General features: G+C 50.4%; 14 protein-coding genes. 2 read left to right on the top strand and 12 right to left on the bottom strand.

Features of this window, described 5'->3' with window-relative positions; all coding sequences use genetic code 11:
- Positions 1-266: 266 nt before the first annotated feature.
- Complete coding sequence (locus AB6731_RS10070; RefSeq protein WP_371006303.1) at positions 267-623, bottom strand: DUF4440 domain-containing protein; 357 nt, start codon at positions 621-623, stop codon at positions 267-269.
- A gap of 15 nt (positions 624-638) precedes the next feature.
- The gene (locus tag AB6731_RS10065) at positions 639-1,598 is read right to left on the bottom strand and encodes a LysR family transcriptional regulator (RefSeq protein ID WP_020885050.1); all 960 of its coding nucleotides are present in this window, start codon (positions 1,596-1,598) and stop codon (positions 639-641) included.
- 92 nt (positions 1,599-1,690) lie between these two features.
- Here AB6731_RS10065 and AB6731_RS10060 point away from each other — a divergent pair, with 92 nt between their 5' ends.
- Positions 1,691-2,167, top strand: a complete 477-nt coding sequence (locus AB6731_RS10060; protein ID WP_371006302.1) for an N-acetyltransferase family protein — start codon at positions 1,691-1,693, stop codon at positions 2,165-2,167.
- Positions 2,168-2,275: 108 nt separating this feature from the next.
- Here AB6731_RS10060 and AB6731_RS10055 read toward each other — a convergent pair whose 3' ends face one another.
- From AB6731_RS10055 to AB6731_RS10010, 10 genes are all read right to left on the bottom strand, one after another.
- Positions 2,276-2,662, bottom strand: a complete 387-nt coding sequence (locus tag AB6731_RS10055) for a hypothetical protein (protein WP_041162472.1) — start codon at positions 2,660-2,662, stop codon at positions 2,276-2,278.
- 63 nt (positions 2,663-2,725) lie between these two features.
- The gene (locus AB6731_RS10050) at positions 2,726-4,669 is read right to left on the bottom strand and encodes a bifunctional diguanylate cyclase/phosphodiesterase (protein ID WP_047955203.1); all 1,944 of its coding nucleotides are present in this window, start codon (positions 4,667-4,669) and stop codon (positions 2,726-2,728) included.
- 16 nt (positions 4,670-4,685) lie between these two features.
- Entirely contained in the window at positions 4,686-5,180 is a 495-nt protein-coding gene (locus AB6731_RS10045) for a molybdopterin-dependent oxidoreductase (RefSeq protein WP_020885054.1), read from the bottom strand.
- A gap of 409 nt (positions 5,181-5,589) precedes the next feature.
- Complete coding sequence (locus AB6731_RS10040; protein ID WP_014169035.1) at positions 5,590-6,177, bottom strand: TetR/AcrR family transcriptional regulator; 588 nt, start codon at positions 6,175-6,177, stop codon at positions 5,590-5,592.
- A 75-nt stretch (positions 6,178-6,252) separates the two neighbouring features.
- A complete protein-coding gene (locus tag AB6731_RS10035) occupies positions 6,253-6,798 on the bottom strand; it encodes a cytochrome b (RefSeq protein WP_020885056.1) in 546 nt (181 codons plus the stop codon).
- A complete protein-coding gene (locus AB6731_RS10030) occupies positions 6,795-7,850 on the bottom strand; it encodes a catalase family peroxidase (protein ID WP_371006301.1) in 1,056 nt (351 codons plus the stop codon). The genes AB6731_RS10035 and AB6731_RS10030 overlap by 4 nt, the downstream gene beginning before the upstream one ends.
- A 97-nt stretch (positions 7,851-7,947) precedes the next feature.
- Positions 7,948-8,511 (bottom strand): gamma subclass chorismate mutase AroQ, encoded by a 564-nt coding sequence (aroQ, locus tag AB6731_RS10025; RefSeq protein ID WP_371006300.1) that lies wholly within the window; start codon positions 8,509-8,511, stop codon positions 7,948-7,950.
- Between the two features lie 334 nt (positions 8,512-8,845).
- Positions 8,846-9,493: an isochorismatase family protein gene (locus AB6731_RS10020; RefSeq protein WP_333061234.1), complete on the bottom strand. Its 648-nt coding sequence runs from the start codon at positions 9,491-9,493 to the stop codon at positions 8,846-8,848.
- Between the two features lie 170 nt (positions 9,494-9,663).
- On the bottom strand, positions 9,664-10,578 hold the full coding sequence (locus AB6731_RS10015; RefSeq protein ID WP_049022504.1) for a LysR family transcriptional regulator: 915 nt from the start codon (positions 10,576-10,578) through the stop codon (positions 9,664-9,666).
- A gap of 232 nt (positions 10,579-10,810) precedes the next feature.
- Positions 10,811-11,548: an SDR family oxidoreductase gene (locus AB6731_RS10010; protein ID WP_371006299.1), complete on the bottom strand. Its 738-nt coding sequence runs from the start codon at positions 11,546-11,548 to the stop codon at positions 10,811-10,813.
- Between the two features lie 125 nt (positions 11,549-11,673).
- Between AB6731_RS10010 and AB6731_RS10005 the strand changes: the two genes are divergently transcribed.
- Positions 11,674-12,582 (top strand): LysR family transcriptional regulator, encoded by a 909-nt coding sequence (locus AB6731_RS10005; protein ID WP_371006298.1) that lies wholly within the window; start codon positions 11,674-11,676, stop codon positions 12,580-12,582.
- Positions 12,583-12,594 lie beyond the last annotated feature (12 nt).

Here is a 12,594-nt window from a genome sequence, read left to right as displayed (position 1 = left end):
AAATCACATGATTCTGGCACAATATTCGTAATCAATAAGCGCATACCCTGAGTCACTTAAAAGTGTAACTCTCAGGGAGTGAATGACTATATCTGGCACAAAGCGGACCGACATAAGAGCCGCAAGGTTTGCTACGAGCGATAAGCGACCCCATAAACTTAAAATGAGTGCGGAGTAATGCCGCTATTTCAGGCCACTCCGTCGGCTGGCTTAACTCTCCCCACTTGAGATCCAGATATCGTTTTCTGCGGTGCGCTCCTGGGACCCTATCCTCTCTCCGCATCAGGTGTCCCCTGATGGAATACCAGTTTCCATTGCCCGCTCCCGGCCCGCTCCCAACACGAAGAACGCAAAGTCGGGCGAGTACCGTCCGCATTGAATGTCCTGTAGTGCAATACTGCGACATCCTCTCGTATTTGGATGAGCTGATAATCGCTGCTGAGAATGGTCGGGATAACTGTTTCGGCAGAAAGTGCCTCTATTGTCTGCGAACGATCGATCAACATACCTGATCGTGTCATTTCCCTGAACTGGTCGTGAAGTATCTGTTCAAGCCATTCACGATCGTTGCGCCTGCTGCCATGAAGCGTGCGTTCCAGCGTTTTCAACTGTTCCAGAAGCATGGCATTTACCCTCATTCAAATTCGACTGTCAGTTTCATGGCCATAAATGTTTTGCGGCAACTCGTCCGCCAGCATGTGAAGTGTCGTCTTCAGCCATTTGGTTGCCCCTCTTTGGCCACTGCGTTTATGCGAGTAAATCTTTACTTCAAACGGGCTTATGGTGAACGGCAATGAAAAAATCTGAATACTGGCAGCATGTTTCAGCTTCTCAGCAGCAAAACGGGGAATGGCCATTAGCAGGTCACTTTCCGCAACGATAAACGGGGCACTCAGCATGGATGGCGTCTTAAGCGCTATCTGCCGCGTATACCCCAACTGCTCAAGCCGTAAATCCAGTACCCCCTGCTTTTCGTTCCAGGGGGTTATCACCAGATGCCGTGCGGCAAGATAATCTTCCAGCGTCAGCTGTGTTCGGCGGGTATTGCTGATGACAACATACTCATCCTCAAACCAGTTTATCTCGTCCAGTTCATTGTGGCGGATATCGTCGGGTGTACTGAATCCCAGCGCCAGATCCACTTCTCCTGCCAACAGTTCGTTCAGCGCCGGGCTGTGTGGCAAATAGCGTAAATCAAAGCGCAAGCCAGGCGCTTCCTGCTGCAGTCTCTGCATCAACGTCGGGAAAATGCACAACGCGGTAAAGTCCGTGATCGCAATCTGGATCCGCTCCGTGCTTTCGCAAGCCACGAACGCCGGTTGAACAGTCAGCTCCTGATTGAGAAATTTCAGTGCTGATGCAATAGACGGTGCGAGCTGGGTAGCATACACGCTTGGGCACATCCGGTGGCCTTCCCGGTAAAATAGCGGGTCATTGAGCGCAATACGCAGCCGGGACAGCGCGTGGCTCAACGCAGAGGTGCTCATCGCCAGTTCATCCGCGGCGAGGCGAACGGAACAGTGCCGATAAATGGCGTCAAAAATGAGCAGCAGGTTTAAATCAAGACGTCGCAGCGCTGGATGCATAATATTCATCATAGGGTGATTTCATTGCACTTAATTCTTCTGACAATACCCCCTATGCTTAACGCCATCAATAACGATGCCTTGCAAAAAAGACAGGAAAACATATGAGTATCAGCCTTCGCCAGGCCCGCCCGGAAGATGCCTCCGCTATTTACGATATGATTTATGAGCTGGCGGTTTACGAAAAAGCCCCGCAAGAAGTGGTCACCACACCGGATGAGATTCGCGAAACACTCTTTGGCGACGGCAGCCATACCGAAGCATTAATCTGCGAGATAGAAGGGACAATCGCCGGATACGCCGTGTTCTTCACCAGCTATTCCACATGGCTAGGACGTAACGGTATTTACATGGAAGATTTGTATATTTCCCCCGATTATCGCGGCAAGGGCGCGGGAAAAGCGATGCTGAGGAAAATTGCGCAGTACGCCGTGGAACGGCGCTGCGGACGCCTTGAATGGAGCGTACTGGACTGGAACCAGCCCGCGATTGATTTTTACCTCAGCATTGGCGCATTACCTCAAAACGAATGGGTACGCTATCGTCTGGAGGGTAACGCGCTGTTGAACTTTGCCGAATAACGCGACCGTGCTGCGGCAAATTGCAGATGCAGGCTGCTTCTGTTGAGGGGCAGTCATGTTTGCGTTGAGGGGAGTATCAGGAACACATTGATCAGGCTTCGGGCCTGTTCAGTCGCGGCGCGTTCGTCGGTGGAGTATTTCTTCGACATAATGGTCAATGGCAATATTGTGCTCACGGCTCACGCGCGAAATGAATATGTGCAAAAGCGCCAGCGATGCGTGGAGTGTGACTGCGACCAGGTTGTCGAAGTCTTTCTGAGTGAAACGGTCATTCCCCTTCAGTGTCGAATGCTGGAGCAAAGTGTGGGCCGTGATCTCGAGGACGGCTCGCCTGTAATCGCTCGACAGCAGGACATCCAGATCGGTCTGGCGAAGATCAAACGTGAAGTTAAAACTGACAAATCCGGAATCGACCGGCAAAGAGTAGGTCAGTCTGTCACCCTGTTGCTCAACGTACGGTTCATACCCCTCCCCCATCAGCCGTTGCGCCTGCATATCGCCCTCTCTTCTCTTCCAGGCGCCAGGCACACGTGTTGACCAGGGAGCGTCACCGCAGGATTAAACAAGTGTTTCACCCGCTTTGATTGATTGACTGATAAAGGGCGCGGGCTTTCCAAAGAGATATCCTTGTGCCAAATCACACCCTAAACGTTGAAGGCATAACAGTTGATCATTGGTTTCAACGCCTTCAGCAATAATTACCATATCCAGGCATTTCGCCATGCCGACCATTAATTTTGCGATGGTCTGAGTTTCTTCATCCGTGGATATTGTTCGCACAAACGATTTATCGATTTTTATTTTATCAAAGCCTAACTGAATCAATCTTGAAAGGGAGGAATAGCCCGTACCAAAATCATCAATAGAGATTTTTATGCCCAGCACTCTGAGTGCCATAAGGATTTCGATGGGGGTTTCACTGTCGGTAAACAGCGAAGATTCCGTCACTTCCAGTTCGAGTCGGGTCGCGGGCAACCCCGTTTCAGCCAGCACTGCGCGTACTGTATCGACAAAATTCATACTGCTTAACTGCACCGGAGACACGTTGACAGAGATCCTTGCCGGCACCTTCCATGTCGTCGCTTCCTTGCAGGCGATTTCAAGCGCGGCTTTGCCTATCTCATGGATGAATCCCGTTTTCTCTGCTACCGAAATAAAATCATCCGGCGCAATGATGCCCTTAACGGGATGATTCCAGCGCAGAAGGGCTTCATAGCCATATATTTCAGTGGTGTACGAATCAACAATCGGCTGATAGTAAACGACCAACTCTTTATTTGCGACTGCCACTGATAAATCACGCTCCAGGGTTCTGCTTTCCTCGAGCTTTTGCAGCATAATGCGGCGAAACACTTTGATCATGTTTAAGCCTGCACGTTTAGCTTCATACAGAGCCAGATCGGCAAACTTATAAAGGTAATCTGAACGTCGTTCTAACTCTGAAACAACAATACCGACGCAGGTACCAATGGTGACGTTAGAGTTACCTATTATGTAAGGCTTTTTAATGCACTCACAGATTTCCATGGCCAGATTAACGGCACTTTCTTCCGTCAGCTCATGAGACAATAATGCAAACTCGTCGCCCCCGAGGCGATAGAATGTATTTGTTTCGTTGCTCATGGAGGATAACCGGTGCGCAACCTCACGCAATAACAGATCGCCGGCATCGTGACCAAAGCTGTCATTGACTTCTTTAAAGCGATCGAGATCAAACAACATGACCGTGACTGGCCTGTGTATGCGGCTCGCTATCGAGATGTTATTAATAAGATCATCCCAGAAATAAAGCCTGTTTTTAAGCCCCGTCAACGAGTCATGGTAAACGTCATACGCCAGTTTTTTATTCTGTTGCTGGAGTATTTCCTTCGATTTCTGAAGTTCATTTGCCAGGCTGGTAACCTGTCGGTGAGTTTTAAGTATCTTCCTGTTCTGGCAGACGTTTAAAACACCCAATATCGCACTTAAAATAATCAGCAGAACCGAAAGGCCTGAATAGATACGATACAGGTTTTGTATATTCTGGTTTGTCTCGTTGATGGAGTTAACATCATTGGAGAGTGCACTGGATGAAAACTGGCTAAGGGCGGAATCAAGCGCATACATTTTCTCAAGATAATCAGCAAGTTGAGCGCGACTCATCCCTTCCAGATGATGATCAAGGTAATCAAGCGTTTCATGCAGGTTTTTTGCCAGTGCATTATGGTTTTTATTCGACTTTACATATTTCCCTAAATCGCCTTCTTTCAGTAACTCACGCTGGCTAAGCATGATCTCCAGCCGCATGCGGAGATCGTCCATGGTGATATCAGGATTATTGTCAGAATAACGGCTGATCCACGACTCCAGCCTGTAGTATTCTGAAACCATCTGAGACACAGACCAAGAGTCCTTATAATGGTTGAGTTTTTGCAAATCCTCCTGCCGCTCATGCAAAAGAAATGAAATATACCCGGTTGTAATGAATAGGAAAAATATAATGCCTACCAGGATCCTGTTCATGCATTTCTCCAGATTATTACTCTACGACCATTTTGCTAATCTGCCATGCTGATCTCGAGTAATAGACCTGGTTATCCAACTCTTTGTTACTTTCATAAGGATAGACAATAAACAGAGGGCCCTTGTCGCGAACGCGCATATATTGGCCGTTCATTTTTATTGCAAGGATCACGTTATATTTTGTGAAGTCTTCAATGGGAATTTCAGTCGTATAATCATTGAGCGCGGTTACACTCAGAACAGTGCCTTTGGCGCCGACCAGTTCCATGAGTTTTTTCATGGGAATACCCTCAAAGCTTGTCTGGTCATTATACCATGGGTTACGGGTACGCATCGTAACGAGGCCGATTTTTTCCAGGCCAGCGATATCAAAGACTGCAGCGCCATTTTGATTACTGTTCTCGATTTTCCCGGAGATGGTTAACACGGGTTTCCCTTCAAGCTTAGGGAGTTCCTTTCCCCAGGAACAGGTCGAAATAATCAAGAAAAGTAGGGTGATTGCCATTCTCATGCGCGATGACTCCAATAAGGAAATAGGTATGTCTTGTCGTCTATTCTGACACAAATTGTTACCAGCCAACCAGATAAGACTCCAGGACGAAACGGTCCCGTTATACTCTCGTTTAACGGTCCATGACAGCCATCCCGACGTTGTTGCTTGCCGTATCGTCATTAACAAAGATTAGCCTTCAGACGTGTCCCTGTCTCCCTTTTACACCATGATAATATGAGACAGAGCAGGTTATTAAAATTGGACGAAGGCGGAATTTGAAAAAATTGTCGTTTCTAATCCCCCGTTGCGTCTTAAACGGTCAGAATTTGTGCGGAGTGGTCAATTATTGGTACGGAATACCCTCAGGAGAGGTGCACATTGCGCCCTTATAAGCAGGTTAAAAGGGCAATGTCGTGCTATCGAGCGATCAATCCGATACAAGAATATTGTCGATCACCGGCTGGACGATTTGCTGAAATACTTTCGCGTCGTTAAACGCGCGTGCGGCTAACATGGCACCATGTACCGTTGCCATTAACTGCCCCGCCTCGCTGGCGTGGGTTGACCGGACAGTAAAGCATTTTTCCCTTTCTCCTCTCTGGAGCAACTCCGTCAGCCAGCCAGAGAGATCGGCGAAATGTCCCGTCACTTCCGAAGCGACTTCGGGCGGCAACGTCGGCAGTTCGGCGGCAAGCATCGCGCAGATACAAAATGGCGCAGAACCGTCCTGGATGCATTTGGCCCAATAATCGGCATAGGCCTGAAGTTCGGCAACCGGATTATTTAGTTGATGGCTTAATGCCTGCATTCCGGCGCGGGCCTCCTGGCGATACTCGCTCACGACGACCCTTACCAGCTCCGCCTTGCTTGAAAAATGGTGGTGAATACTCGCCTTGCGAATATTCACCTTTTCAGAAAGGTCGGCAAAACTGAAGCTTCGGTAGCCACCGGTGGTAAGCAATTGTCGGGTGAAAAATATAATGTCGTTTGCTTTCTGTGAACGTTCGGTGGACATAGCCGTAACCCATTGTCAGTATACAGATCAATAAGATATCAGAGAGCAGAGCGAAAACCTACCGACAGGCCGCCTTTACTGCCGCCGTCTGCCGGTCCCCGCCATACTGTCAAAGACGCCATCACGCAGCACTAACGCATGAAAAAGCGCGGCCGCCAAATGCAGCATCACGGTAGCAAATAGCATCAGCGCAACCAGAGAGTGCAAAGGGCGCAGAATGGCAAACCAGTCGTTATTCACCGGAACAATGGGTGGCAAAACAACCCCGCCGCCGAGGGTGATGGGGTACCCCGCCGCTGACTGCATCGCCCAGCCAATCAGGGGCTGAAGGAACATCATGATGTATAACGCCCAGTGTGAGAGATGCGCTATCAGGCGCTGCCAGGCCGGTATGGAAGCCGGTAGCGAAGGGACGGAGGTATAAAACCTCAGCCATAGCCTGACCACCACCAGAACCAGAATCATCAGCCCCAGCGGTTTGTGGATCGCCACCAGCAGGGCATGCTTCGACGAAATGGTTGAAACCATCGCAATGCCGATAAACAGCATTGCCACGATAGCCGCTGCCATGAACCAGTGCAGAATGCGCAACGCCGGATGGAAATAAGCAACCTGTTTCATAAGCCAGCTCCTGACTGTTGGGACTGTTCACGGGTACGCGCATTGTAGGATTTGGCATAGGCCGCCGAGCGCGCATTCAGTAAAGGATCGTCCGAAGGGGCAATGCCATCGGGCAAAATCAGCGGATCGTAGTTGATGTCATTGCACGGACCGTTTTGCTGCGGTGTTGCACGCGTCAGCACGAGGATGCCGGCATTGATGGTTTGCCGATCTTCAGGCCAGACCTGGCTTGCATCGTTGCCCGGATCGCCCGATTTAGCGACGGTAATCATCAGATCCCATTTCAGCGGCCCTTGCTTCAGACGCTCTTCAAGATCGTGTTGCAGAAAATCTTTATCATTTTTATCCGCCTCGCTCATCGGCTGAGAGCCAATATGCGGCACCATACTCCAGCGGACCAGATGCTCTTTACCCGCTTTATCAATAAAGCGAAATGCATTCAGGCTATTAAAACGATCGCTTGCCCAACTGGATGAAGGTACATACTGCTTTGCCCAGGCGAGGTAGGGTTGCATCTGAGGATGCGCGATCACAAACGCCTTAAGCTTATCGGGGTTGGGTTTACCGGTTACCGGATCGGGCAGAGTCAGGTTTTGCAGCGCATAGAAGTCTTCAACGGTAGAGACCGGAAAGCGTGGCATCGCGTTCATGCCTGTTCGCCACTGCTCGCCGTTGCTCTGCCTGAATTGCAGCGCCATGCTGCGCACGGGAACGGCATAATCCGGCGCTTTTGGGTTACCCCCTGCGATGGCGAAACGGCCCGTAACTGGCGTTTCGCCAGGGGCAAATAGCGCTGCTCGCGATAACGAACTGACCTGGCCATTAGAGATAAAATCCCCCACTACGCACACGCCCTTCGCGTGATTGCGGCGAAAACCGGGATGTTCCCCACCCGATTTCTGCAATACCGAAACCAGTTTGTCAGACGTCAGACGATTCGGCGTCAGCCAGCCGCCTGACCAGAGAAACAGCGCTATCAAGACAAGGGGAATAATCGCGACCAGGCACAGGCGGACTATTTTTTGGCCGGTGGAAAGTGAAGTGTTCGTCATATTTTTGCTCACACAGTGAATACACAATCAAATACGCGAGAACGTATTCCTGAAAACATTAAGCACGTCTTTCGCTGCTGGCGTGATAACTCGCCCATTAAGACGCGCCACAGGATGAATGACGCAGGATTTTTTTAACTGTAGCCCAGAGCCGCTCTTTATCTCTGTCACGTACTTTTTCATGCTGAATTTCTCGCATGAATGCCGCTTTATCAGCTCCGGAAAAGCCGCCCTCCGTTTTTAATTTCCGGGCGATACTGCGAAGCGTTGATTCATCGGCATGGGCAATTTTTGCTCTCACCGCAGAGAGCGGCATCGGTGTCCTCGGTGTGTCTTCTTCCATGAGCCAGTCGGCACAATGGAAATGCTGGATAGCCTTCGCAATGTCCATCTGCAGTTGAATGAAAGACCTGACGCTCTCTCTTTCCAGCCCTGACGCGTGGGCGACAGCAAAGGCTCTTTCAAGCACGTCCCGTTCCTGTTCAGGGTCGGCAATTGCCTGACCCTGCTGCGCCTTATACGCCGCAACCTCTTTCATCAGGCAAAAACGCAGGTTGATACTCATGCCGGGGCCGGAAAAAACCTCGGTCGCTGTCGTTGTTTCCGCAATGCCATCTCCCTGAATGGATGGCCCTGCCGCTAACTCATGCTTTTTCTCCATTACCGATCTCACTTATCGCTTAGGTAAAAAAATAACGTTCTCAGGCCCGGATCCGGTTGGCTGGAAAGCGAACGAAAACCAACCTACCAGTTGGTAGGTTGGGTGTCAATTTCATCACTCATTTTTTACTCAATGCTGGATGCCATGTTTGTTCGGAATGGTTTTCAAAAGAATTCGGGGTAAGACAGGCAGCCGAAACGGCGAGCGAGGGGGAACGAAGAGAAGTGAACAGTACTCAGAAAAATCATGCGGGCAGGAATACTGCATCCTGCCCGCATACCGGCCATACGGTCATTCCACTCCCCCAGCAAAAAAAATCGTATGGCGAGTTATCTTAGGCGTGAACCATATCTGCACAATACTGGATGCCAATACCGAATGCTCCGCCATGTTTCTGGCTGATCGAAGTGGTCAGTTCGTAGGTTTCATGACGTGCCCAGTCACGTTGCAGTTCAAGCAGGTAAGTCAGGGCAGTAATCGGCTTTGCGCCAGCCTGAATCATGCGTTGCACAGCGCGTTCATGAGCTTCTGCACTCATGTCACCGCTGGCGTCTGTGACGATATAGACGTCAAAACCTTGCTCAATGGCAGACTGAACCGGACCATTCAGACAGACCGAGGTCCACAGACCTGCAAACACCAGGCGGTCGCGCTCCAGTTTGTTGACGGCATCAACAAAATTACCATCTTCCCATGCGTTGGAGGTGGATCGGTTAACATACGACGCGTCATCCGGGAAAACCGCTGAAACTTCAGGAAATACCGGGCCCGCAAAATCATGGCGTGAAATCGTCGAAACAAGGGTCGGAATATTAAACCCCTTACCTGTTTCCGCGAGGACTGCGGTATTTTGTCTCAGCAGGCCGATATCAATATTTTTCACATTGAACGCCATCTGGCTCTGGTGATCCAGCAGGATCAGCGCATGGTTTTCCGGGCTTAACAGATTTTTGGCTGCTGCAGGTGTTGCTTTAATCGTCATAATAATTTCCGCGATGTTTGTTTAAATTTATCAGTGTATTAAGGACCTGATTCGTGAACTCGGGAAAACTATACAAAACGAAATATTCTTTTGTCCGTTCATTTTTGCAAAGGGCTTATTGCAAAAATGAACGCTGTGAAATATTAATGAATTTTATATAAAAAAAGGAATTAACATGTCTGTCCGAATATTCTCTTTCTGTTTTCTGCTAAATAGTGGGAACAGTGATTCATAAATTCCCTTATTTTTGCTGATTTCCTCACATCAGGATGCGCGAGCAGCCAAATGTCTTCACCCAGTCCCTCCACGATGGGGCTAATCTGAGCCAGTTTATCTATCTGATTGCCATGCATGCAGGGTAACAAACCGATCCCAATCCCGCTTGAGATTGCCGACGCAACACTGAGAACGGAGTCGCCGCGAAAGGTGATATTTTTCTCGGGAATATTTTTTTCAATCCACAGAAAGGCGTTTAACTTAGACATTGCGTAATGGAAGGAGACCCAGCGATGCTCCGTGAGCGCCATAGCATTGACTTGCTTTTTTTCCCATTGTTCACGTAAACCATACACTGCCCAGAACGCCGATCCCACCTTGCGGCCGGAAAGATGCTCCGGAATGTCTCTGGTGGCTCGAAACGCGATATCCGCCCCGCCATCGAACAAATTGACGGATTCATTTCCTGTCGAGACCTGAAAGGTAATGTGGGGATTTACCCGGCTAAATGACGCGATCAGCGGGTTAAGGTAATCCTGCAAAAGGGCATCCGACGTGGTCACCCTTATCTCCCCCGAAAAACCGCATTCATCCTCTTCAATGTTCTGTAGAACATAGTGGATATCCTCTTCAATGCGGTGTCCCAGGGCGATCAGCGCGGTTCCGGCTTTTGTCGGAACGTAGTGGGTACGGCGACGCAGAAAGAGGGCTAATGCCAGCGACGTCTCAATGGCCCCCAACCGACGAAACAAGGTGGAATGATTGATGCCCAGAGCATCTGCGGCGCGTGACAGATTACCGTGCTCACCTATAGCCATAACAGTTTTCAAATCATCCCAGGAAAAGTTCTGGGAGGTCATTTTCTTCATACTCTTTAAATCCAAATATCTTATCGGCAGGCCAGCTGTAAAAATTGCTGGCGGATGCGCTCGGCAATGGCATTGACCACCGCCGCACTCTCATCAGTCGGATCAATATCAACCCGGAAGGGACGTTTCCCGCAGGTGTATTGACGATATTGACTATTGCCTGCGCGGCATGACCGTGCAGGCCTCATCGCTCATTTACCCCGGAAGCGTATGCATCCGCCTGTCGGGGGGATTAGGCGAAGCCACCGTTTACACGAATAACCTGCGAGTTGATCCAGCTCCCGTCCGGACCGGCGATCATCGCTACTGCGCTGGCGATCTCTTCTGGGGTACCGATGCGCTCGAGCGGGGCCAGTTTTGCAACGGCCGCAACCTGCTCTTCGCTCTTACCGTTAAAGAAGAGCTCAGTCCCGGTGGGGCCCGGAGCAACGGCATTAACGGTGATATTTCTGCCCCGCAGTTCGTTTGCCAGCACGTGTACAAGCCCTTCCACGCCTGCTTTTGAGGCGATATAGGGACCATAAGCCGGGAAGGATTTGGCGATCACGCTCGTCGAAAGGGCAATGATTCTGCCGCCTTCACTCACGGTTTCAGCAGCATTTGCCAGCACCAGAAATGCGCCACGCAGGTTGGTATGAATGACACGATCAAAATCGTGAAGACCGGCAGGGGTAATCTTCGCCATTGGCATGATCCCCGCGCTGTGCACCACCACATCCAGCCTGCCGGTAACCGCTTTCGCTTGCTGGAACAAGTGGCTGACGTGCGCTTCGCTGGCAACATCAGCCTGAATCGCCGTCGCACGGCCACCTTTAGCGACGATGCTCTGCACGGTTTGCTCTGCCGCCTCGGTATTACCTGCGTAATTCACGATAGTGGTAAAACCGTCCCGCGCGAGACGCTCAGCAATGGCGCGGCCGATACCACGGGAACCGCCCGTAACAAGGGCAGTTTTATTGACTTTGTCCATCGTTCTCTCCGGTTTCAGTGAAAGGGGGTCTGAATGGAGATATTAATGTTTTAGCGGGAGAGATAAATGGGTGATATTTGATAACATAATTCCATTATCGTTAATAATCGCCTTCAGGATCCGTGATGGATAAATTTGATACCATGCTGCTCTTCACCCGCATTGTAGAGCTTCAAAGCTTCAGTCAGGCCGCGGATCAGCTAGGGATCCCCAGAGCGACGGCCAGCAATGCAATAAAAAGCCTGGAGAAAAACCTGGAGTGTCGTCTGCTGGAGCGGACGACCAGACACGTGCGGGCCTCGCTGGATGGCGAGGCATTTTATGAACGCTGCGTACATATTCTTTCTGAACTGGACGATGCGGAGTCTTCCCTGCGTCATTCCGGCGTAAGACCACAGGGGATTTTGCGCGTGAATCTTCACGGGGCCCATGCGACCCGCATTGTACTGCCCCGTATTGACGAGTTTCACGCCCGCTATCCCGCCATCAGGCTGGTTATCAGCAGTGGGGATCGTCTGGTCGATCTGATTCGGGAAGGTGTTGACTGCGCCGTACGCGCGGGCAAGCTCTTTGATTCATCATTAATTGCCCGGCCTTTAGCCCAGATGCCTCAGGTTATCTGCGCCAGTCCGGACTATCTTCGTAAGCACGGCCGACCGATGACCCCTGACGATCTGCTTTCTCACCAGAGCGTCAATTTCTTTTCCACCAGCCGGGGTAAGAACTACCCTCTGGAACTCATTGTTAACGGTAAAGAGAAAAGCTATCCGACCAAAGGCTGGATGACAGTGAATGACGCAGAGAATTACGTTATTTGCGCGTTGCGTGGATGTGGGCTGGTTCAGCTTCCACGTTATCATGTGGACGATGCCCTTCGGGATGGCCTGCTAGAGGAAGTGTTAAGCGACTGGAAAAGCCCGGCCATGCAACTTTCGGCTATCTATCCACAGCACCGACAGCTGTCTCCCCGTGTCCGGATTTTTGTAGACTGGCTGGTTTCTCTCTATCGGGAACGCTTTGAGGTGAACGCTTAATGGCTGCGTAAA

Source organism: Enterobacter sp. RCC_40, assembly GCF_041360735.1.
Classification (GTDB): domain Bacteria; phylum Pseudomonadota; class Gammaproteobacteria; order Enterobacterales; family Enterobacteriaceae; genus Enterobacter; species Enterobacter ludwigii.
The sequence above is the reverse complement of the archived record's forward strand: the minus strand, read 5'-3'. Positions and strand labels throughout refer to the sequence as shown.